This window comes from Peribacillus deserti (genome assembly GCF_002863585.1).
GTDB lineage: Bacteria > Bacillota > Bacilli > Bacillales > DSM-1321 > Paraperibacillus > Paraperibacillus deserti_A.
In genome coordinates this window covers 36588-59460 of the sequence record NZ_PGUY01000008.1, presented here as the reverse complement: position 1 = coordinate 59460, position 22873 = coordinate 36588, and the positions used below count along the sequence as shown (strand labels likewise).

The 22873-nt window shown below is 41.7% G+C and carries 25 protein-coding genes; 20 read left to right on the top strand and 5 right to left on the bottom strand.

Annotated elements, in window-relative coordinates:
* Positions 1-1625: 1625 nt before the first annotated feature.
* Positions 1626-2075 carry an NUDIX hydrolase gene (locus CUU66_RS02860; protein WP_101640171.1) on the bottom strand — a complete coding sequence of 150 codons (450 nt, stop codon included), beginning with the start codon at positions 2073-2075 and terminating at the stop codon, positions 1626-1628.
* A gap of 207 nt (positions 2076-2282) precedes the next feature.
* On the opposite strand from CUU66_RS02860, the gene CUU66_RS23950 reads away from it, so the two are divergent.
* The 8 genes from CUU66_RS23950 (at position 2283) to pyrH (ending at position 9058) form a co-directional block, all read left to right on the top strand.
* On the top strand, positions 2283-2459 hold the full coding sequence (locus CUU66_RS23950) for a hypothetical protein (RefSeq protein ID WP_180955137.1): 177 nt from the start codon (positions 2283-2285) through the stop codon (positions 2457-2459).
* A 99-nt stretch (positions 2460-2558) separates the two neighbouring features.
* Entirely contained in the window at positions 2559-2990 is a 432-nt protein-coding gene (locus CUU66_RS02855; RefSeq protein WP_101640170.1) for a CBS domain-containing protein, read from the top strand.
* A 123-nt stretch (positions 2991-3113) separates the two neighbouring features.
* Positions 3114-3899 (top strand): SGNH/GDSL hydrolase family protein, encoded by a 786-nt coding sequence (locus tag CUU66_RS02850; RefSeq protein WP_101640180.1) that lies wholly within the window; start codon positions 3114-3116, stop codon positions 3897-3899.
* Positions 3900-3915: 16 nt separating this feature from the next.
* A complete protein-coding gene (locus CUU66_RS02845; RefSeq protein WP_101640169.1) occupies positions 3916-4818 on the top strand; it encodes an ABC transporter ATP-binding protein in 903 nt (300 codons plus the stop codon).
* Positions 4811-5791, top strand: coding sequence for an ABC transporter permease (locus tag CUU66_RS02840; protein WP_101640168.1), 981 nt, complete (start codon positions 4811-4813; stop codon positions 5789-5791). Before CUU66_RS02845 ends, CUU66_RS02840 begins: the two co-directional genes overlap by 8 nt.
* 34 nt (positions 5792-5825) lie before the next feature.
* Positions 5826-6194 carry a VOC family protein gene (locus CUU66_RS02835; protein WP_101640167.1) on the top strand — a complete coding sequence of 123 codons (369 nt, stop codon included), beginning with the start codon at positions 5826-5828 and terminating at the stop codon, positions 6192-6194.
* 121 nt (positions 6195-6315) lie between these two features.
* Complete coding sequence (locus CUU66_RS25185) at positions 6316-7707, top strand: TerD family protein (protein WP_101640166.1); 1392 nt, start codon at positions 6316-6318, stop codon at positions 7705-7707.
* Between the two features lie 616 nt (positions 7708-8323).
* Positions 8324-9058, top strand: a complete 735-nt coding sequence (pyrH, locus tag CUU66_RS02825) for a UMP kinase (protein ID WP_101640165.1) — start codon at positions 8324-8326, stop codon at positions 9056-9058.
* A gap of 48 nt (positions 9059-9106) precedes the next feature.
* Here pyrH and CUU66_RS02820 read toward each other — a convergent pair whose 3' ends face one another.
* A complete protein-coding gene (locus CUU66_RS02820; RefSeq protein ID WP_101640164.1) occupies positions 9107-11086 on the bottom strand; it encodes a S9 family peptidase in 1980 nt (659 codons plus the stop codon).
* A 310-nt stretch (positions 11087-11396) separates the two neighbouring features.
* On the opposite strand from CUU66_RS02820, the gene CUU66_RS02815 reads away from it, so the two are divergent.
* Together CUU66_RS02815 and CUU66_RS02810 are read left to right on the top strand one after the other, a co-directional pair.
* Complete coding sequence (locus CUU66_RS02815; protein WP_101640163.1) at positions 11397-13136, top strand: ABC transporter ATP-binding protein; 1740 nt, start codon at positions 11397-11399, stop codon at positions 13134-13136.
* The gene (locus CUU66_RS02810; protein WP_101640162.1) at positions 13133-14920 is read left to right on the top strand and encodes an ABC transporter ATP-binding protein; all 1788 of its coding nucleotides are present in this window, start codon (positions 13133-13135) and stop codon (positions 14918-14920) included. The genes CUU66_RS02815 and CUU66_RS02810 overlap by 4 nt, the downstream gene beginning before the upstream one ends.
* Positions 14921-15241: 321 nt before the next feature.
* Here CUU66_RS02810 and CUU66_RS02805 read toward each other — a convergent pair whose 3' ends face one another.
* A complete protein-coding gene (locus CUU66_RS02805) occupies positions 15242-15685 on the bottom strand; it encodes a YueI family protein (RefSeq protein ID WP_101640161.1) in 444 nt (147 codons plus the stop codon).
* A gap of 131 nt (positions 15686-15816) precedes the next feature.
* The gene (locus tag CUU66_RS02800) at positions 15817-15954 is read right to left on the bottom strand and encodes a YuzL family protein (protein WP_101640160.1); all 138 of its coding nucleotides are present in this window, start codon (positions 15952-15954) and stop codon (positions 15817-15819) included.
* A gap of 112 nt (positions 15955-16066) precedes the next feature.
* Here CUU66_RS02800 and CUU66_RS02795 point away from each other — a divergent pair, with 112 nt between their 5' ends.
* The 3 genes from CUU66_RS02795 to CUU66_RS02790 all read left to right on the top strand — a co-directional run bounded on the left by CUU66_RS02795 (position 16067) and on the right by CUU66_RS02790 (position 16977).
* Positions 16067-16309 (top strand): YkuS family protein, encoded by a 243-nt coding sequence (locus tag CUU66_RS02795; RefSeq protein WP_101640159.1) that lies wholly within the window; start codon positions 16067-16069, stop codon positions 16307-16309.
* 129 nt (positions 16310-16438) lie between these two features.
* Positions 16439-16573 carry a hypothetical protein gene (locus CUU66_RS24670; protein ID WP_257967879.1) on the top strand — a complete coding sequence of 45 codons (135 nt, stop codon included), beginning with the start codon at positions 16439-16441 and terminating at the stop codon, positions 16571-16573.
* A 215-nt stretch (positions 16574-16788) separates the two neighbouring features.
* On the top strand, positions 16789-16977 hold the full coding sequence (locus tag CUU66_RS02790) for a DUF378 domain-containing protein (RefSeq protein ID WP_101640158.1): 189 nt from the start codon (positions 16789-16791) through the stop codon (positions 16975-16977).
* A 146-nt stretch (positions 16978-17123) separates the two neighbouring features.
* Here CUU66_RS02790 and CUU66_RS02785 read toward each other — a convergent pair whose 3' ends face one another.
* A complete protein-coding gene (locus CUU66_RS02785) occupies positions 17124-17921 on the bottom strand; it encodes a VOC family protein (protein ID WP_180955136.1) in 798 nt (265 codons plus the stop codon).
* A 264-nt stretch (positions 17922-18185) separates the two neighbouring features.
* On the opposite strand from CUU66_RS02785, the gene CUU66_RS02780 reads away from it, so the two are divergent.
* The 7 genes from CUU66_RS02780 (at position 18186) to CUU66_RS02750 (ending at position 22190) form a co-directional block, all read left to right on the top strand.
* Positions 18186-18452, top strand: coding sequence for a hypothetical protein (locus CUU66_RS02780; protein WP_101640156.1), 267 nt, complete (start codon positions 18186-18188; stop codon positions 18450-18452).
* Positions 18453-18570: 118 nt separating this feature from the next.
* The gene (locus CUU66_RS02775) at positions 18571-19377 is read left to right on the top strand and encodes a chemotaxis protein (RefSeq protein WP_101640155.1); all 807 of its coding nucleotides are present in this window, start codon (positions 18571-18573) and stop codon (positions 19375-19377) included.
* A 230-nt stretch (positions 19378-19607) separates the two neighbouring features.
* Positions 19608-20408: a DUF2935 domain-containing protein gene (locus CUU66_RS02770; protein ID WP_101640179.1), complete on the top strand. Its 801-nt coding sequence runs from the start codon at positions 19608-19610 to the stop codon at positions 20406-20408.
* 429 nt (positions 20409-20837) lie between these two features.
* On the top strand, positions 20838-20999 hold the full coding sequence (locus tag CUU66_RS23945) for a hypothetical protein (RefSeq protein WP_180955135.1): 162 nt from the start codon (positions 20838-20840) through the stop codon (positions 20997-20999).
* Between the two features lie 142 nt (positions 21000-21141).
* On the top strand, positions 21142-21498 hold the full coding sequence (locus tag CUU66_RS02760) for an STAS domain-containing protein (RefSeq protein ID WP_101640154.1): 357 nt from the start codon (positions 21142-21144) through the stop codon (positions 21496-21498).
* Entirely contained in the window at positions 21495-21896 is a 402-nt protein-coding gene (locus CUU66_RS02755) for an anti-sigma regulatory factor (protein WP_101640153.1), read from the top strand. Before CUU66_RS02760 ends, CUU66_RS02755 begins: the two co-directional genes overlap by 4 nt.
* Before the next feature lie 108 nt (positions 21897-22004).
* Positions 22005-22190, top strand: a complete 186-nt coding sequence (locus CUU66_RS02750) for a CsbD family protein (protein WP_374702959.1) — start codon at positions 22005-22007, stop codon at positions 22188-22190.
* Positions 22191-22873: the final 683 nt, after the last annotated feature.

Here is a 22873-nt window from a genome sequence, read left to right as displayed (position 1 = left end):
TAAAACGTCCTTCATAAAGACAATGAAGGACAAAATCAGTCAATGAGTTCAAGAAAATGTCCTTCATCCAGGTGATGAAGGACAAAATTTGTTTCCAGCAGCATAAAACGTCCTTCATAAAGGCGATGAAGGACAAAATCAGTGAATGAGTTCAAGAAAACGTCCTTCATCCGGGCGATGAAGGACAAAACTCGTACCCGGCGGCCTTAAAACGTCCTTCATAAAGGCGATGAAGGACAAAATCAGTGAATGAGTTCAAGGAAATGTCCTTCATCCAGGTGATGAAGGACAAAATTTGTTTCCAGCAGCATAAATTTCCTATGGTTGTATGTTAATGGCGCATATGACATAAGCATATTGGTCAAAAGAAAAGCATAAAAGCTGCAGGATAATCATAAAGCCAAAAACATCCGCATTGGATTTTAAAGGATAAGCTTAAACCCTAAAAAGATAAGCATAAAACTCATGAACACAAGCATAAACCGCCAAATGATAAGCATAAAATTCCACAGAGTTAAGCATAAGGATTTTAAACGAAACTAAAATCGATTCATACATAAAATATCGTATTAAATTACCTATTATTGGCCTAGATGTAAGATGGAAAATATAGATAGGTACATAAATCCGTTGATTTTTCCAAAAAATAGTGAATAACAGATGAAATACAACTAAAGGGCCAAAGCAGATCGTTTAAATAATGCTGGCTATCTAATTTTGTAAAGGCTCTTTTCTAAAAGATTGTTGTGTTTTATAGTTCGGTGAACCTATCCTATTGTTAAACAGGTTGATTGGAACGTAAGGTGCGAGACTCCTTGATCCAGCTCAAGGCTTTAGACCCTCGAGTCATAAGCCAATCCGTCTATGGGGAGAAAAGCACTCCCCACAGCCGGCTCGTCTTATGCTTGGCTGACGCATAAGTGCGACTAAGCTTCTGTCTTCACTGTCGTTCGCCAATCAGCAAGTCTTCTTTATCGGGTCTCTGCCTGCCAATTTGTTTAGAATTTTATATCAATTTGGATTATCACTGAGCGTTTAATATTTATACAGGCACCGCTTTCCGCTTTTCTGTGCGGGAGCAGCGGGTATGTCCAGCTCCGGACTGACACCGCGGGTCTAGCCAATCGCCATTAAAAGGCAAAATCGGCCTTTCACTGCCGCTCGTCTTATGCCGGGCTATCGCACGAAGCACAGGATGTGCGAGCCAGGCGGGGCCACAGGACGTGGCGGTTGGAGCGTGGTAAGGGCGACTAAGCTTCTGTCTTCGCTATCGCTTGCCAATCAGCAAGTCTTCTTTATCAGGTGTCTGCTTTTCTTTTAGCGTCTTGCCTCTAATAAAAAAGATCATCATTCAGCTTTTGGATGGATCTTTTCTTGAAAAGCACCGTCCTCCGCTTTTCGATCAGGTGAGACCCCACAGGCGAAGCCGAGGAGGCTCGGGCGCCCGCCCCTAAGGTCCGCGAGCATCCTCACGTTCCAATCAACCCCCATGTTCAATAACAACAAAGTTTGCGAAAATAGCCTTTGTAAAAGACTATGAAGTGAAATATAGCAGAATCGTGATAGGATAACCAAATCTCATTGTACTAATAAAAAACCCTAATGTCACAAGCTAAGACCCTGTGCTACCACGCTCTATTTTCGTCTTCTAATAATTCGAGCAGCAGGTGCAGACTCTCAGCCTGTCTGCCGGATAAGTATGGTAAATCCATGACAGGGTGCCATGAATAGCAGAAAACCAAACCACGATCCTGACCACTGCCTGTTATCACGTGATCCCAGCTTGTTTTTGTATCATCGGCTGCTTTCAGCACAAAAACATGGCGATCGTGGTCTTCATTATTCTCAGGATTTGTAAAAACATAATGATCGAGTTTTTGCAGGAGTTTGACATCATTGAGTCCGGATTCCTCTTCTATTTCCCTAAAAAGGGCAGCTTCCAGCACTTCATTTTCTTCCACCGTCCCAGCAGGTACCTGCAGCCCGGCATCAGGAAAATCGCGATGACAATGTATCAAGAGTTCAAAGTTTTCATTTTTTTTACGGATTATGTAGGCTAATACTTTCGTTTTCATTCACTCAGGCTCCTTCAAGATAAGATCAAATTCCATTTTAATGTAGCCGGGGTTTTACGGGAAGAGAAATTTAGCTCCGGCAGACCCGCGCATGTAACTGGAAACTAAGGTAAGGCGAGATTCCGTAGCGAGGGTAAAAAAGCTTTTGTTGATATCAGGCATGGGTTAAAGGACAATAGAGGTAAAAAACCGGTACGGAGAGGAACTATGAAAAAATATCATTGTTGTGCGTCATGCATTCATTTTAAATCTGTTAAGGAAGCTGGAGGAATGCGCTACCTTTGCTCCAGGCTGGGTTTTGAAACAAATCCAAAGTATCAGTTTGATTGCTGGAAGCCCAAAGAAAAGGTGATAGCCTTAATGAATAAAGATAAAGCGATTTAGCTTCACATGTTAAAAATAAGGGTTTCTTAGGAGATTAGTGGGGAATAATAACAAAGTCAGCGGCAACACTAACATGGAAATGAAGATTGGAGGTATTCTATGAAATCTGTAAAAGATTATATGTCTTCTACTGTTGATTACTGTACAACTCTTGATAATGTTTTTGAGGTTGCAGTCAAAATGAAGAATCAGGATGTCGGAATTATTCCCATATTAGAGGAAGACCGCCTTGTGGGAGTGATTACTGACCGCGACATTGTTGTAAGAGGCGTAGCAGAAAAGCATCCGGGGTCTACTAAGGTTACGGATATTATGAGTACGGACTTGTACACGGCTGATCCTGATATGAGCATTGAGGACGCTGCTAGATTAATGGCTGAAAAACAGGTCAAACGGCTCCCTGTTATTCAAGGAGGAAAGCTAGCGGGGATCATTTCTCTCAAAGATATTGCTGTCGATAATGAGACACAATCACAGGCAGGTTATGCATTATCAGAAATATCGGAGGGACCCGGAAACAATTTACATTAGTGTGAAAATAAGTTAGCCCGAGGAGGGTTAGCTTTTTTTATTTGTATATTGTTTAAATTTTTTTTTCTGATTGGGTTTGTGATTTAATGGAAGTAAGAGATTTACTTAAGTGAGGTGCTTATTCTGAGAAAATCATTATCCATTATCATTACAGCCATTTCAGCGGTCCTGCTCCTTGTATGGCTGGGTGGGTTTGTCTATGCTGTCCAAAATAATCTTAATGTGAAGGCTGGAGACATAAAGGATACCAGCCGCAATAGTAAAAAGAGTTCAGTTGTCAATAATGAAAAGGACCTTAAAGTGGTAGCCATTGGCGACTCGTTAACGAGAGGAATGGGGGATGAGACGGGCAAAGGGTATATCGGCTATCTGACAGATGAGATGAAAGCCAAATCTGACAAGCCGGTTATCGTACAAAACCTTGGAATTAGCGGACAGGAATCCGATCAGCTGCTCGCTCAAGTTAAAACCTATTCTGTCACAAGACAGCTGAAGGAAGCAGACTATATTTTAATCACAATTGGAGGTAACGATTTGTTTCAGGGCGGCCAGACCCTGGCAGATTTCCAGCCTGCAGCCATCAAATCCATTCAGAAAAAATATCTGAGAAACCTGGATGCTATTTTATCGCGAGTCAGGTCATCGAATAAAGAGGCTGTCATTTTTCTTGTCGGGTTGTATAACCCTTTTATTGAACTTGATAATGGTAAAGAAACGTCTCAGGTTGTTAGAGAGTGGAATTTTAATAGTGCAGAAACTGCGGCAAAGAAGCCAAAAACCGTTTTTGTTCCTACTTTTGATTTGTTTGAACTAAAAGTGAATGATTATCTTTATTCAGATCATTTTCATCCAAATGCTAAGGGATACCGTTTGATTGCAGAACGAGTGGCAGCATTGCTTACATGGTAAGGGGGAAGAAAGGGCTTTGATCACACTCTCGGTGAAAGACTTAAAGAAAAGAATAGGAAAGAAGGAAATTATCAAGGGGATAGATATTGAACTCTATGAAGGCGAAGTCTTTGGATTTCTTGGTCCCAACGGAGCCGGAAAAACAACTACAATCCGGATGCTGACAGGATTAATCAGGCCCACTTCCGGAAGTATCAGCATTTGCGGATATGACCTTCAGACTGATTTTACAAAAGCCATGATGCACTTAGGATGCATTGTGGAAAACCCGGAGCTGTATCCCTTTTTATCGGGATATGACAATTTAGTACACTTTGCAAGGATGATTCCTGGGTTCCGAAATGAAAGATTAAGAGAAGTCATCGATCTTGTCGGACTGAGTGAAAGAATCCATGACAAAGTCAAGACGTATTCTCTCGGAATGAGGCAGAGACTTGGAATAGCACAGGCACTGCTTGGAAAACCAAAAGTGTTAATCCTTGATGAACCGACAAATGGCCTGGATCCAGCTGGAATCCGGGAGATGAGGCAGTTTATCAGGGAATTAGCTAAAAATGAAGGGTTGAGTGTTCTCGTATCCAGTCATTTATTAAGTGAGATTCAATTGCTATGTGACAGGGTCGCCATTATATCAAAAGGAGCTGTAATCCAGACTGATACTGTACAGGCACTGCTTTCATCACAGGAAAGGATGATATGGAGGGTGGAACCCTTCCAGCAGGCAAAAGAGATCCTTGGAACTTTTACAGAGGTGCAAGAGGCGGAAGACAGCCTCATAACTGAATTTGACAGCGATAAAGCAGGCCTGTGGAGCCGTGAGCTGGTAAATTCAGGAGTCCGGATTATTGAAATGAACCGCCGGCTTCCTGCTCTTGAAGATTTATTCTTAGAACTTACGGGCGGTGATCGAATTGAATAATCTTATTCAAAATGAAATGCTCAAGCTACTCGCAAGAAAAAGGCTGATTGTGGTCGGAGGAATCTTAGCCATCCTAGTGGTTCTGTTTACATATGCTCAATATCAAACGGTGCAGACACAGTTGAAGAAACTTGGCACAACTGATTGGAGAACCACTCTTCAGCAGCAGATTATCGATACCCAGAACAGGCTGGCCAACAGCCGGATTCCGGATGATTTTAAAAAGGAGCTGGAGGTGCGGGTTAAACAGCAGCAATATTATTTAGATAATGATATTAATCCAGCCGAACCGGGGGCTCCGAGCTTTACCAAAGAATTTATGGAGAACTCGATAGATCTGCTTCTGCCGCTTATGATCATGGTAATAGCCAGTGATTTAGTTTCGTCGGAGTTCAGCATGGGATCCATAAAACTGCTCCTCACCCGCCCTGTAAAGCGATGGAAAATCCTTTTAAGCAAGTATATCACTCTGCTTCTGGCCATATCCTTAATCATTGCGATGATGGGGTTGGTTTCTTATTTGATCTCTGGAGTGGTGTTTGGATATAAGGGCTGGACGGCCCCGGCTTTTTCAGGTTTCAGGATCACAGAAGCGGGATTCGATTCTTCTGGGGCAAGCATTATTCCTCAGTGGCAATTTATATTAATGGATTTTGGGGTTGTCTGGTTTGCAGCTGTTGTTGTAGGTACTCTTTCTTTTATGGTTTCCGTACTGATTCGAAGCACTGCTGCTGGAATGGGGATTATTCTGGCCTTATTGATTGCCGGTGCAATCCTGAGCAATATGGTTTCGTCATGGACATCGGCCAAGTATTTTTTCATGTTAAACATGAGGCTTACTGATTATTTAAATGGCAGCCCGCCGCCTATCGAAGGAATGACTCTATCCTTTTCACTCCTGGTCCTCACTGTCTGGTGGCTGCTTGCCCTGGTTATATCTTTCACTGTATTTACAAAAAAGGATATTTATTAAACTATATAAATAAACAAAAGGGGAGTACTGAGATATGTTTAATTTTGAAGGAATCGATCATTTTCAGTTGGCCGCTCCGGCTGGCTGTGAACAAGAAGCAAGACGTTTTTTTAACGGAATACTAGGGATGGAAGAACTGCCAAAACCGGAAACGCTAAGCCCTGCAGGCTGCTGGTTCCGGTGTGGAAACCAGGAAATCCATATTGGGATTGAGGAACCTTTTAATCCGGCTAAGAAAGCCCATCCCGCTCTGATTGTAACGAACTTAGATGATCTTGAACAGCACTTGGTTGAAAGCGGCATTCAAATAATAGCAGATAAGCCCATTGAGGGCAGAAGAAGATTTTTTGTAAATGACCCTTTTGGAAACAGGATAGAATTTCTGGAATATAAGGAAGCATGACCTTTAATGAATCATAAAAATTATGAAACTTTTTAACTTCTATTACGTAAAAAGTGTGAAGACATAATAAAAAAGAACGTAATCATGATTTCATTTTGAATAGCAAAGGGAGCTGGATAATATGGCTGTTTCTTTAAGCAAGGGCCAGAAGGTGGATCTGACTAAAGGACAACCTGGACTTAATAACCTTCTTGTAGGTCTTGGGTGGGATCCTTCTCAAAGCGGGATGGACCTGGACGCTTCTGTTTTTCTTTTAGCAGAGAATGGCAAGGTCACAGGTGAGCAGGATTTTGTCTTTTATAATAATCCTCAGGGCGGACAAGGGTCTGTTATATATAGCGGGGATAATAGAAGCGGCCAGGGAGTGCAGGATGATGAGCAGATACGTATAGACCTAAGACGTGTCCCTCAGCATGTACACCGGATTGCTTTTACGATCACCATTCATGAAGGAGAAAGCAGACGGCAGAACTTCGGCCAGGTACAAAACGCCTATGTAAGGGCTTTGGATGAACCTTCCGGGCAAGTATTGGTGCAGTATAATTTAGGACGGGATTTTTCGGTAGAAACGGCTGTTGTAGTGGCAGAACTATACCGTTATAAGGGAGAATGGAAATTTTCTGCTACTGGAAGCGGATTCAGCGGAGGTCTTGCTGCTCTTTGCCATAATTTCGGGATTGAAGTAGAGAGCCCGCAGCCCTCTCCGTCTGCTGTAACAGGGAATGCGTTTGGATCAAATCCTGCACCGTCCTATCAGCAGGAACAGCCTCAAAGAAGCTTCACTCCTCAACAGTCCTACAATAATACCATGCCTGCCGGACGGCCTATGGGTGGTTCTGTACATAATCCAATGCAAGGTACTGGACCTTCACATTCCTCTGGTTCAGGATTTACCTGCTCTAGATGCGGATCACAGAATATAATGACCGGCAAAAAAGGATTTGGGCTTGGCAAGGCGGCTATAGGAGGACTGGTACTTGGACCAATAGGTCTCTTGGGCGGTTTTATCGGAGGAAATAAATTAAAGCTGACTTGCGTGAATTGCAATCATTCCTGGGAACCGGGCCAATCGGAAATTTCACGTATCACGGATACTCTAAAAAACCAGGCAAAGAATGTTATTCAGCAGTATAAAACGGCAGAATCACTTGATGGTATTGTAGCCGGCCTTGCTCTGGTAGCTATGGCTGATGGAAGGCTTGAGCATGCTGAAAAGCAAAAAGTACAAGAATTTATTACCCAAAGCCCTGAGTTAAGTTCATTCGGTCCGGGCAAGGCCTTATCAAAATTTGATTATTTTGTCGGCAATATGACCCGTGACCATTATCGCGGAAAAGAAGAAGCATTAGGGAAGCTGCATAAGCTTAGGAGCAAGCCCGATCTTGCTAAATTGGTTGTAAGATATTGTGTGGCTGTCGGTTATGCCGATGGGGACTTCTCTTATGAAGAACAGCAGATGGTATCGGACATCTGCAGAATGTTAAATCTTAATCCTTCTGAATTTCTGTATTAAGAAAGATCAGAATGTCCGTCTTATTGATCGTTACGAAAACAATCAACATCTGAAAAAAGTGGTGTACTTTCCCCTTGCCTGCCTATATAATGAGTTTTAGGAAAAATTTTGAAAGGAAGTGAATGGTATGATTAAAGTGTTGTCTACCCAATCCGCGTATTCACTTCCAATATTTATCTGAAAGAAGCAAATGCATTTAGCATTTGCTTCTTTTTTTAGGCTATGTTAAAGGTCATTGTTAATTTTTGCACGATGTTGATTGGAACGGATATGCGAGACTCCTGCGGGAAAAGCAGGTATTGTCCAGCTCCGGACTGACACCTTCGGTCATAAGCCAATCGCCATCAAAAGGCAAAAGCAGCCTTTTGATGGCGCTCATCTTATGCCTGTCAGGTGTCTGACTTTCTCTTAGATGTGGCTTTTAACCAGACTCTTCACCTCAGTTCTTATAAAAGAACTACCTTGAAAGTCACCGTCCTGCGCCTTTCTATCAAGGGAGACCCCACAGGCGTCAACGCCGAGGAGGCTCCCGGTCCGCCCCGCGGAAAACGAGTGCCTGCTAGCTGCAACCAACAGCCATGTTAAACAGAGCTTTTTTTAAGGGGGAGTTTTAAAGATGGCGAAGTATAAAAGAATTCTAGTTAAATTGAGTGGTGGAGCATTAGCTGATCAAAATGGCAACAGCTTTGATCCGGCTAAGCTTGATCATATAGGGAAGGAGATCGTATCGGCAGTTGATCTCGGAGTCGAAGTATCTCTTGTTGTAGGGGGCGGGAACATCTTTAGGGGGAAGCTTGCCGGCCAATGGGGAATAGACCGGGTGGAAGCTGACAATATTGGTACACTGGGCACCATCATTAATAGTTTAATGCTGAGGGGGGTCTTAAAAAGTAAGACAGATAAAGAGGTTCGGGTAATGACTTCCATTCCTGCTTCAACAGTTGCTGAACCGTATATCCGGCTGCGGGCCGTACACCATTTAAATAAAGGGTATATCGTAATATTTGCAGGAGGGAATGGCCAGCCTTTTGTAACGACGGATTACCCGAGTGTCCAAAGGGCTATTGAAATGGAAAGTGACGCTATATTAGTAGCTAAGCAGGGTGTGGATGGTGTATTTACGAGTGATCCCTTTAATAATCCCGATGCGAAGAAGTATAAGACATTGAATTATAATGACGTTGTGAAAAATAACATAGAAGTCATGGATCAGTCATCTCTGCTGCTGGCAAGAGACTTTCATTTACCTGTGCATATTTTTAACTTTGACCAAAAGGAATCAATTAAAAAATTATGTGAGGGTGAAAGTGTTGGTACATTAATAAACGGGGAGAGGACACAGCTTACATAAGGAAGTTTAAGCAGGTACAGCGATTACTTCTGTAATCGCTGTACCTGCTTAATTTAAATATTTAAGGAACCAGTCCTTGATTTGTTCAGTATGATTGATGCGGGCTAAAGGCTTTCCACTTCGTGTGATTTCATGATTTTCGCCGGGATAGGAGACTAAGACCGCCTCTTTCTTTTGTCTTTTTAAAGCAACAAAAAACTGCTCTGCCTGTTCAATGGGACACCGGAAATCTCTTTCGCCGTGAAGCAGAAGCAGCGGGGTCTCTATTTTCGAAACATACTTAAGAGGAGAAAAATTCCACAGCAGTTCAGGGTCATCGATTACATTTCCTTTTAGCTCCCACTCGGTAAAATAATAGCCAATATCGCTTACTCCGTAAAAACTGAGCCAGTTACTGATGCAGCGCTGTGTGACAGCAGCTTTAAAACGGTTCGTTCGGCCGATGATCCAATTGGTCATAAAGCCCCCATAACTGCCGCCTGTCACTCCAAGCCTTTCTTGGTCTACAAATGGGCAGGCTGATAAAGCATAATCGACGGCAGACATAAGGTCTGTATAATCGCTTCCTCCATAATCGCCGCGCACCGCATCAACAAATTCCTGGCCATACCCATGACTGCCTCGCGGGTTTGTATAAAGGACGGTAAAACCTTGTGCAGACAGAGTCTGAAATTCATGGTAATAGGTGTTCGCATACATGGCATGGGGCCCTCCATGTATTTCTAGTATGAGCGGATATTTCTGCTCCGGTTCGTAATTCAGCGGCTTTATAATCCAGCCGTGAAGGTTTTTTCCATCTTCAGCTTCCCAGGAAATCGGTTCAGCAGGTGTCAGAGTAATATGATTGAGATATGACTGGTTAACATGAGTTAATTGCTCCAGAGTTCCATCGCTAAGATTCAAGGAATATAAATCTCCTGGATTCGTTGGATGGCTGATTGCCAAAACTGCCTGGTGGGTATCGGGATGGATTGTAAGGCCATAAATATGTTCAGACTCCAGCCGTGAAGGGTACATCGCTCCTTCAACGGTTCCGTAATAAACCCCTGTACTTCCATGATCACTGATAACAAAATAAAACCCTATGGAATCAGATGTCCACTGTAGCCTCGTATTTGAGGTTCCTACATGAAAATCTCCAATAGCCACATCGCCTATATAAGCGTCCCATCCGGACGTGAGGCAACCGAGTGAGCCTGCTTCGGTATCATAGAGCCAAATTCTTGGAAGAGAGGCCCCTTTATATTCTTTTTCATGACCTATCAATGAGATATATCTACCGTCGGGCGACCACTTGGCATCGGAAAAATAGCCTGTGCCGCCTGTCACCCTTGTTTTTTCTTTCGTCTCGAGATGAAGTATAAAAACATCAGAGATAATAGAATAGTCACGGTCTTCATCTTCGCTTGCTGAATAAACAATAGCGGTTCCGTCAGGTGACCAGTCAGAGGGGAGATAATCCCACTCTCCTTCGGTAAGCTTGTTGAGCTCTTTTGTTTCTATGTCTAAGATAAATAGCTGCTGATAGGTGTCCTTTAGATAGCCGGACGAATCTGATTTATAGCGGACCTTATTATAGACCGCATGTCTATCCGTTTTTTCTTCTTCGCTTTTGTTTTGTTCGGCGGCTAAATAAGGCTCACCTGATGAAACACCGCTGGAGAAAAGAAGTTTTGAAGAACAGGGAGACCAAATAATCTGGCTGGCCCCATTAGTGAGAGATGTAAGACATTCTGCTTCCCCTCCATTTTTATCCATAACATATATTTGGGTTTTGCCTGATCTGGTCGAAAGGAATGCTAATTTACTGCCGTCCGGTGACCAGCGAGGGGAGAAATTTTTGTGCGTGCCAAAAGTCCACTGATTCGAAGTATGAACAGTTAAATCAAGCATAAAAATATTAGATATGTATGAATGGTCTTTGTCGGCGATCGTTTGTACAAAAGCGGCTCTACCGCCATCAGGTGATAGTTGTGGATCTGTTACTGAATACAATTGATAAAGATCTCCTGCTGAAATGCCTTTCATAAATTCCGCATCCTTTCCTCCTTAATTTTCTATTACAGCATATCATTAAAATAGTTATAATACTTTGTTAATCCCATTTTCGCATGTAAAAATGACCAGTATTACGGCCTCCCGTAAACAAGGTATAAATGATGCAAGCCACACTTATGCCTGTCAGAAAAACAAAAGGCTGGGTCTTTTTAACTGCGCTTTCTTAGGATAAGAAGATGGAATTGGCAAAAAAGTTAAAACTTTTCGACTAATTTAATAGTGAAAATATTTAAAAATATGCTAAAATATAGGCTGTTGCTTGAAAAGGGGGCCTAGAGATATGAAGTTATTAAAGGAAACACTCATGCATTTTAAACCATACTGGAGAGGACTGCTGATTGCATTTGCCTGTTCATTAGTCGGAGGTGTATTCACCATTTTCCCGCCCGTTCTGACAGGGAGAATAGTAGATGGACTTGTATCAGACACTTCTGGCCGGATTATTGGCTGGATGATTGCCGGAGTGATGTTATCCTTCCTAATTAAAGTTGTTTTTGAATCTCTGCAGGAATTATTACAGGTGAGAATAGGACTTGATGTAATTACAGATATGCAGCTGAGGGCATTTAGACGTTTGCATAAGACGCCGATGTCTTTTTTTACGACCGCCCCCAGGGGTGATATGCTTTATAGACTGACACATGATGTAGAATCTGTTCAGAATTTAAATAATACGGTCATTCCTAGATTTGTACAGCAATTAATTAGTGCGATTGCTGCCTTTTCTGCTGTCATTTCCTTATATTGGCCGGCGGCGGTTGTCATGGTGGGGGTATTTGCCATCTATCTTTATCCTTCCTTTAAAATTGGTACGAAGGTCCGGAAAATGGGGGCAATCCAAAGGGATATGAGTGCTGATATGTACAGCCATCTTCAGGAAAGCATTGAATCCATCCGGCTTGTCCGAACTTTCCAGACCCAAGATACGGAGATCCGGACCCAGGAAGACAAACTCTCAAAATGGAAGAACTTTTCTATCCGTCTTGCTTTGATTGGAAAAGTAAACTGGCGGCTCGGGAATCTTTTTAATATTGCTACCCCCGGTGTGGTTATGCTCATCGGAGGCTTATCCGTCTGGCAGGATAAAATTTCAATCGGAACCCTTGTGGCGGCTCTTAGTTTTATTCCGATCATGTTCATGCCGGTCCGTTCACTTGCAGAAAACGCTTTGATTATTCAACAGGCTATTCCTGCGCTTCAACGGATTTATGAGTATTTTGATCTGCCGCAGGAGCATAAAGATAATCTGCCAGACATTGGTCAGGTTAAAGGCAGTATTGCGATGAAGGATATCTGGTTTAAGTATCCTGGGAAAGAGGATTATGTCTTAAAGGGAGTCAATCTTCACATGGAATCCGGCACCCATATAGGTATAGTAGGAACCAGCGGAGGAGGGAAAAGCACCCTCGTCCAAGTACTTCTTGGTCTTTTTGATCCGGATAAAGGCCGTGTATATATTGACGATAAACATTTGAATGAATATAACCGGAATTCCTTTAGGAAGCAGGTGGGAGTCGTCTCTCAGGAAACTTTCCTCCTGAACAGCACCCTTCGAAAGAATCTCCTGTACGGACGGCCCGATGCAGTTCAAGGTGAACTTGATGACGCATGCAAGGCAGCAGGATTGACTGAACTTATCTCATCGCTCACCGATGGCTATGAAACTATTGTAGGGGAAAGAGGTCTTAAACTGTCAGGCGGGCAAAGACAGAGGGTGGCCCTTGCCCGTGCAATACTAAGACATCCTCCTATCTTGATCTTTGATGAAGCAACTTCCTCACTCGATGGAGAAACAGAAGAAAAGGTTCAGGCTTCATTAGAAGAATTAATACCAGGAAGAACCACCATTACGATTGCGCACAGGCTGGTTACTGTCAGGAATGCAGATAAAATCATTCTGCTTGATAAAGGGATCGCTGCTGAGGAAGGTACACATGAAGAATTGCTTGCGTTAAGAGGGCAGTATTATCAATTATATATGGCCCAGTACAGTGAGCTTGAAAAGGAGAGTGCAGTATGAGCCAAATAGCAGCCGGTCCAAAAAAGTCCGGGGATGGAAAAAGAGTCCTTCGGTTCTTAAAGCCTCACAAAAAATGGGTATTTGCAGACGCCACGGTTATTGCTATAAGCCAGGTTTTCTCCGCATTGATCCCAACCCTTGCGTTAAGCTGGCTTGTTGACTCCATTATTCCGAATGAATCGAACAGCTTATTATGGGGATTGATGTGGCTTTTGGTATTCGCAGGGATTATCGATCTGACTCTGATGGTCATTGATGAATATTTCTGCCATCATGTAGCAAAGTCCGTAACCAACTGGCAGAAGCTGCGGTTATTCACCCATCTTCAAATCCTGCCTTTCTCGTTCTTTCATAACAGCCAGACAGGAGAACTGCTTGCCAGGGTTTCAGATGATCCTGATACCCTTCATAATTTCCTGGCGTGGGAAGGTTCCACGTTTATGGCAGCTGTTCAGGGAGTCATCCTGTACAGCTTAGTATTACTATGGATTCATCCTTATTTAATGATTGCAAGTGTAGTGCTCGGTGTGCTCTTTTACTACACTTCAAATGCTGTCGGTTCAAAGATGAGAAGTGCCTCTGCCAATGCCAGAAGGGAGGCTTCAAGGTATCTCGAACGACTGCGGGAATCTGTAACGGGCATTCACTTGTCACGCGTTTTGGGAGTGTCCGAAGCAGAAATTGATAGTGTAGCAGAAATCAGGAAGTCATTTGTAATTGAAGCAAGACAAGAATTAATTGCCAGAATGAAATCGGTTGTAGTAATTGGGAGCTTTAATGGCTTTGTTTTAGCAGCCGTTTATGCCATTAGTGTTTTTCTCATCTGGGACAAAGAGCTCACAAGCGGCCAGATGCTTACTGCCGGCGGACTCGTGACAATTGCTGCCAACGAAATACAAAGGCTGCTAAGAAACTGGCTCTCTGTTCGGAGAACCGGCCCAGCACTTGACCGTTCTGAACATTTACTTTCAGAAAAAGTTTCAGGCGCTGAAACCTCAGAAGGCAGAACCATTCAAGATCTTGCTGGTACTTTAGAATTCAAGAACATACAATTCACTTATCCTGGAAAAAATCAGCCAGTGTTAAAGAACATCTCATTTAGAGTGTCTCCGGGGGAAGCGGTTGCTCTGGTCGGCCCAAGTGGTTCCGGGAAATCAACCATTGTCGATTTAATCCTGCGCCTATACGAACCGGATCAAGGGAAGATACTTCTGGACGGTATGGAGATAACAGAATTGAATGCCGGCTGGCTCCGTTCCCAATTTGCGATTGTGTCTCAGGACATTCAGCTGAGAAATGGGACTCTGGCAGAAAATCTAAGAATCGCCAATAAAGAGGCAACAGATCAAGAGTTAATTGACGCTCTCTATGACAGCGGTTTACAGGAATTTTACCGATCCCTTCCGCTTGGATTGGATACAGGAGTCGGAGAGAGGGGGAGCCTTCTGTCAGGAGGGCAGAAACAAAGGTTGTCCCTTGCAAGGGCCTTAGTTAAAAATTCACCTTTCCTATTATTGGATGAGGCAAGTTCCGCGTTAGACCCAATAACTGAAACACAAATCAATAAAGCTATTGCAGAGAGAAGGCAGAAACAGACGGTCATCATCATCTCCCATCGTCTTTCTACTGTATTATCCGCTAACCGGATCATTGTTATGGAAAATGGTCTTGTAGTGAATGAAGGAAGCCACGAGTTCCTGCTTGATTCTGAGGATGGAGTATATTCTCGGTTATTCAAGCGCGAAGCAGAGATCGGCGAACATATTTATTCACATACCATGTAAATGATCATTGCTGCCATGATATTTTTACCTATGAACGAAAAAGGACCCGATGTGGTCCTTTTCAATTTTTGCTGGATATTTTTCGCCCCATACATACCTTGACTATCCGTTATTATTGTCTTTGGCCATCAAACAAATAGTCACGGATTCCAATAAGATTTGGCTAACTTACCAGAAATCTGAGTGGTTTTTCCGCAGTAAAAAAAACTCCCCGAATCGCCCCGCAATACAAAGGGTGCGAACAATCTGTTTAACAATATGGGAAGTCCGAAGTCCATCGAACTATGGTAAAACTCTACAGAACCAGTCGCGTTATTTTCCTCATTTATTTCTGCGGAAAATTGAAAATATGCCCTTTCCTTTTTGCTTCTTCGATGGTTGGAATACAGCTGGTTTATGCTTGTTTACATAAATGTCCTTTATATCAATCGCATTTTTAGAAGCAAGGACAAGCCCGATGTCCGTATCCGTTTCAAGGTTTGAAACGACTTTATAGGGAATATGGTGCTGATTGGCGAGTTTAACATATTTACTTAAGTGGGAATATGAGATTTCCCCATTCAATAAAAGGGAAGACTGAGGATACTTCTTAATCGCAGCTTCAATATCTGTATATACTTGATTTTCCGCGACCTGGCCGACCAGAAGGGCAACAATCACTCTCTCTCTATAGGTGCCCAGGAATTTTCGCTTTTCCTCAGGTTTAAGCTCCTTTTGTCCGTATATCCCCTGTTGTAAATAATCATCTACATTTTCCTTAGACAATTATAATTCCTCCTCGGTTCTCACTTTTTCAATCTATATAGTATATGTATACCGTATTTATAGGAGAAAGCAGTTTATAAATGGGCAGGCAGCGGCTGATCATCAACAGCCAGCCGCAGAGCCAGCTTTATTTATTTAGAATGTGTTTTTTGTTTTTTCCTGGATGAACCCATCTCAATGGATCCAGTCTCTTGATTGGTGGTTCCCTGACCTTTTACTTTTGATGAACTAAGACCGGCTGTAGAAGCGTCTTGCTTAATTTTGTTCATATGATATATCCACCTCCATACCCTTACTGTCTCCAGAGCAATCGGACTTTATAATTAGCAGGAATAGTTTAAGGTATATTGGGACAATTTACATACGTAAGGAGGTGTTATCATGGCAAGAATTGGAGTAGAAGAATCTTTAACGAATGTATCTGAAGCATTGCGCAGCCGCGGCCATGAAGTAGTGGAATTAAAGCAGGAATCTGATGCACAAGGCTGCGATGCCTGTGTAATTACCGGGCTTGATTCCAATGTTATGGGAATGTCAGATGCTGCAATCCAGGGGTCAGTTATTGAGGCAAATGGCCTCACTGCGGATGAAGTGTGCAGCCATGTTGAGAATAGACTTAGCTGATCATGTCTGTAGGTAGATCGCCTGTAAGATGGACTGGATATGAGTAAAAATGGGGAAGGCTAAAGAACAACATTCTTTAGTCTTTTTTTCTAAATAAATCATCGAATTAAAGGAAAAGAGGTGAAAGACATGGCCAAAAATCAGGGTGGGAACAATAGGATGCAGGACGGAAGATACCAGACTGGAGATAAACGAAAAATTGATACATTATCTGACGCAATGGGTCCAGCTTCATCGAAAAGAACATTCCGTAACGAGAAATAACAAAGAAACAGGGAATGGGCGCCCATCCCCTGTTTTCCCCAAAAAACTTCTCAGGCAAATTTCCTGACAATGTAGATATGTCCCGTTATGTCTCGATAGAAATGCTTGTCCGCACCCCCTATTTTCTATGTACTCATTATAGGCTGTCAAACTTAAATCATGAAGAATACAATATACGGAAAGCGCTCTCAATTTCCGTATAAGGAGGTTACTTCATGAGATTTTTATACAATCTTTCCTGGGTTCTATTAGTCATAGGCGGTCTTAACTGGCTGTTTGAAGCAATTGGTTTTAATCTAGTTACAGAAATATTCAGTACAATGCCTTCATTTGTAGATACGATTTATTGGCTGGTAGGCTTATCGGCTCTCTATCATATATATTTGAGGTTTACCGGGAAGTAGAAAAGCGGAGAACGGTGGCTTCTTTTAGCGAAGAATGTTTGGCTTACTAAGATAGAGCCTTTATAGAATGAAGGCAGCCATCCGACTAGCATAATCGCAGCATAACAGAGAGTGCCAGGATTATCATCATAATCCTGGCACTTTTTCTAATAGCTGTAATATCCCCCGCTTAGAACATGAACAACGGAACTTCCATTCGCCCCTTTAAATTCAGCTCCGAAAGGGCCTTCCCCTTGATGTTTAATAATTTCCTTGATCATGCCTTCCCCTTTAGGTTCAAAGAAAGTAAAGCTTGCATCGCTTATTTTTACTTCTGTACAAATGGCATTCAATTCCTGGCTGTTCGTATATGCCTTTATTTTCTTAGTGTTGAACCATTTATTCCAGTTTGGCAGCACGGATCCTATATCTTTCACTGCATAAAAGACACTACTGATCTGCCGGGCGCCATTCGTGTGGTCTTTAATAATCCCTTCATTCCTCATCCGGTCAATTCTCAAATGTGCTGGCTGATTCCACTCAATAAAAAATGGCAGTTCAAATGTAGAGTGTGGAGAGGACACAAACATCATTTTCCAAGAAAGCGTGCTTCCTTCTTCAGTTTTTCTGCTGCCCAAAAAAGGGCCGGTTACTTGCAGCCCAAGCTTACTTAGGGTTACAGCGTCGCCTTCAATATTATCGGTTCTTAGGGCAGTCTGATAAACTCCCTCGTCAGCTTTCTTAGTCAACTGCATAATTAGAGGGTTCTCGCTGATAGCCGCCTTTTCTGCCTGGTCGATCGATATAAACTCTATATAGCTGCTGCCAAAATAAGATAAACTGTTACTTGTTCCCCAATCTTCATGTTTTCCTCCTTCAAAGACATGAAATCCTTGTCGGATAAAGGAGCTCTCTGCTGATTTCCTATTATGTACGGCATGAACTATATGATCCAGGCTGATCATCTGCATTCTCCCTTCATCTTTTTTGTAGGATTTATTTAATTTTACATGTAATGGGCGCAAAAGAAAAAAGAAAGAACTTGTGACACAAACCGGCTGCGATCATTAACGCTGTGCCTCTAAAGCTTATTGAAACATTGTATTATCCGGATTGATTCTTGATGTCTTTATAAGAAACATTATGAAAAAGTTTGAAGACCGTCAAATGGGGAAAATAGAAAGAAGAGACAGATATATATAAGCTAAAAGTAGGAAGGGGAAGATAGCATGAGAAAGCAAAATGTATTGGTACCGGCTCTTGCCGCTGGGGTGGCAGCCTATTTCCTGATGGATAAAGAAAAACGGGTTAAATTTAAACTAAAAGCTCAGGATATGAACAGTAAAATTCGTGGAATGCTTTCAAAGTCACAAAATCATAGTCTGCCGGTTGAAAAGGCTGGACTTCCTGACCCTCATGATATTGAAGATAATAAAATGGTGGATGAAGGCTCGCAATATGGAGTGCATTATTACAATAAAACGATACAACAGTAAAACTTTTAACCTGGCATTTGCCAGGTTATTATTTTTTTTAGATAATGTGAATACCTATCATTATCATTTTGCTGGAGGACTTGAATGAAAAAAAATAGCGGTTGCCATCATTCATGGAATGGGAAATCAATTAGAGGAGTACGCAGAAGAAATAGCCAAGCAGCTTCAATATGACTTTTACCAAAAAACAAGACATATCACGAATGAGTCACAGCAGCTGGTTATTAAACCTATCTTTTGGGCCGATGTGTTTAAAAAACGGGAGGAGGAATTATTCGAAAGCTCAGTAAAGGCATATGACTTACATTTCCAGGAGCTTAGGAGATTCATCATATCCTATCTTGGGGATGCCATCGCCTATCAGCCTGTGGAATCAAACACCCATAATTATTACCGAGTCCACGAAAAGGTCAGGGAATCATTACAATGGCTGGCAGCAAAAGCAGGAGAGGATTCCGTTCTATGTGTGATTTCCCACAGTCTTGGTACGGTGATCGCAAGCAATTACTTCTACGATCTCCAATATAACCTCACTTCAAATCCAAGCCTGCAAACTCCATTAGAAAGAGGGGAAACACTGTCGTTATTTTATTCAATGGGCACGTCTCTGCCACTTTGGAGCCTTCGATATTCGGATTTTAATAGACCGGTGATAATTCCTCCGCCACAGCAAAAAAAGTGGTACCCGGATCTATCAGGTGAATGGATTAATTTTTATGATAGAGACGATATTTTGTCTTTCCCGTTAAAGGGACTTAATGAAAGCTATCAAAAAGCAGTAACGGAAGACATACAAATCAATTCAGGGAATATGCTGACAAGCTGGAATCCACTGTCACACGGAGGCTATTTTACAGAAAAGACTATAGTGGACAGAATCATAAATGGACTTTTCTGTACTTGGAAGCACATAAACCAACTATAACTGCCTAAGGCCCGCAAATGCGGGCTATTTTACTGCCCTCACATTAATGCTGTCAATTAGAAGGAGCTGATCATAAGCTGCTCAGGTTGTTATCATTTTTGCTCTTAAAGCAGCTGAACTTGCTCACATGATACATACAGGTTTCTCCACACAAGCTTTGTTTTTAGAAATATTCCTGCTTGTGCATCTATAGAATATAAGGAAGCAGGGCTAGAATGGAGGGAGAACGTGTGAGCAACTTAAAAGAAGCTGTGTTTGAACATACCTTTTGGCTGCAAGTTCTGGGTGACCATAGCAGGTTTATTTTAGAATCATTGGCACCAAAGGAGAAAGAGGACATTGTAAAGGCTGAATTTTTTAAGAAGAGATATGACGACTTGCTGAATGCTGCCAAAAACCTGGAACCTGAAGAGGTGGTTCCTTTTACGAAGATGGCTAAAGAGCTGTCCCTGAATTTTCGCGAGTTCAAGCTCTCTATAATCCGCCGCCATGTTTTAGGGAGAATTACGATACATTTGACTCCGACTTTTATCAACCATATGGTTAATGAATTAGAAGAGTACCTTTTAATAATTAGGTTCTTAGAAAGAGACGAGAAGCCGCCTGTTTTTCACGAACTTCATCATCATCTGCTTTGGCTGCTGGATGCCTCGGGCCATGCCGGGGGTATCCATGATACTTTAGATTCGACAGAAAAAGATCTAAAGTATAAGACCGCTCTATTTGAAAAGACATTCGAACAATTTTATCTTAAGGCTATCGAGCTGACAGGCTATCTAAGGGCGAATATTACCAGCTTTCCTGCTCTAGAAAAAATGAATAAAGATGTAAAGCTAGAAATTGAGATTTTTAAAATGTTTCTAGAGGAAGTAGAAGAACTGAGGCTTTCTGATTATGTACTGGGTACATTTTCAGTATTAATGGCTGACCATATGGCACGGGAAGAATGTTATTATTTGTCCAAACTCGCAGAGTCCGCAAAATTAGAGGAGCCTGAGTGCAACCCTGGTAAGCCTCGGGCCAGAAACTAGTCAAGTTTTAGAAGTGTAATGCTATCATTTCGAAAGGCCTCTGCTATTTTTCAGCGATGAGTGAGTACCGATTGCTCTATATCCATAAGAATAGCCCATAAACAAGGCTCCCTAAAAATGATTAGGACGACTAAAGAACAACAATCTCGCGAGGCTAATCACGAGAGTAAAATAGGGAATCAAATACTTAGGAACCTTTCATACCATTTTGCATACTTGAGTTATGACCATGACAATAGGAACGGCTATCACACCATCCCAAAAATTAGTTTGTATGAGCGGGAAATCAAACATAAACAGTGTGCACTCCTTTTTCATAGTTTCTTCTGTTGGCGGCACGTTATCCGGTTTTAGAAACATTTTCAAAAAAGGAGTGTATTTTTTTAAGGTCTTGTTTAATACTGAACAAAAAGGGAGGGAAGAACATATATGGAACGATGGAATGGGCAAGCCGCACCAACTAACAATCTGGATGATGCAGTCCTTCAGAATTCAAAATTTGTCCCCAAAAACGATGACTTTAAAGAAGTTGTTTCAAAAGAACTGACTCATAAAAAAATACAGCATCAAGTAATTAAAACCAATACATAATGTACGTTTGTTTAAACTTGTGAAAGGGAATTTATGGTAATATACAAACTCTTGTATCCGAGATAAAAAAAATTTGGTACGATCTTACTTAGCTTGCAAAAAGTGTAGTAAAATGGACTAGTGTAAGCGAGGGGGAACACGTATGAGAATTCCTATATTAAAGCTTAATAATCTTTTGCTTGTTTCAATTCAAATTGAATTGGATGATCAAAGCGCGTTACAATTACAGGAAGATCTTCTCGAAAAAATTCATCAGACAACCGCTGGCGGAGTAGTGATTGATCTGACTTCTTTAGATATGATTGATTCATTTATTGCTAAGGTCCTTGGTGACATAGTAAGTATGTCCGGTTTAATGGGAAGCCAGGTAGTATTGACCGGAATTCAGCCATCCGTCGCTATTACCTTGATTGAGCTTGGTATTGATTTAAACGAGGCAAATACTGCCATCGACTTAGAAAAGGGTATTCAGATCTTAAATCAAAGTGGTGTACAATGACCTCACATATGAATATTCCTATCATATGCGAGTGGGATATTGTGGCTGCCCGCCAGGCGGGCAGGGATGCTGCGAGAAAACTTTCATTCAGCATAGTCGATCAAGCGAGAATTACTACAGCAATATCTGAATTAGCAAGAAACATATATTTATATGCTCTTCCAGGGAATATTATTCTAGAACATATAGAAGAACAAAACAAAACCGGTTTGAGAATCACTGCCGTTGATAAAGGACCGGGGATTAAGGACATTAAGCTTGCCTTAGAAGACGGATATACCACCTCAGGCGGACTGGGAGCAGGAGTTCCAGGGGTGAAAAGGCTGATGGATGATTTTACGATCGATTCCGTCGTTGGGGAAGGCACTAAAATTACAGCTATCAAGTGGCTAAAGTAATATCTCGTTGTAAGAGCATGGACCCATGCTCTTTTTTTTCTATGTTATAGACATGTTTTATCCTCTCTGATAAGGGTATTTAGTAATATACAATTTAAAAGGAGGAGAATGAATATGAGTGGAACTTCGGATAAATTAAAAGGCGCAGTGAGCAAGGTAAAAGGTGAATTCAAGGACCAGGTCGGCAATGCGACCAACGACCGAGATATGCAGGCAGAAGGAAAAGCACATAAAGCTAAGGGTACCCTGCAGGATACTGTCGGGGATCTGAAAAACACATTTACAGATAAATAAATTTAGGATTACACTGGCCCTGAAGATCATTTCTTCAGGGTCTTTTATTTAGGCTCTTTTCTAAAAGATTATTGTTTTTTATTAGATCTGTGAACCTACGTTAAACAGGTCGATTGGAACGTAAGGTGCTAGACTCCTGGATCCAGCTACAGGGCTTTAGATTCTCGAGTCATGCCAATCTGTCTATGGGGAGAAAAGCACTCCCCACAGCCGGCGAGCATCCTCACGTTCCAATCAACTCACTTGTTCAATAACAATAAAGTTTGCGAAAACAGCCTTTATTTATAATAATAGCTTGATTTAACTCGAAGGCTGATACCTCTGGAATACAAACATACATAGCATTTTAATGAGTAGATAGTCTTTCACACAGCTGAAATTGCTCTTTTTTTATTACATAACAATTAAATCGCCTCATCTAACATACATTCAATATTCCAAACTGCATTCCGTAAATAAGTATATCCCTTTAATTACGTATATGGATATCTAAAAACTTTTACTATAAAAGTAATTTATGAAAATTATGGGAGTAGGGCTTGAGAGGTACAAACCTCTTGTTTTAGCCTTAATATGACTGAAAAACATAGTCACTTTAGCTCATTTTACAGAAAAATACATAAAAGGTGCATCCGGAACAAGGAGAAATCATAACTTTAATAGAATAATAAAAAGTAATTTTA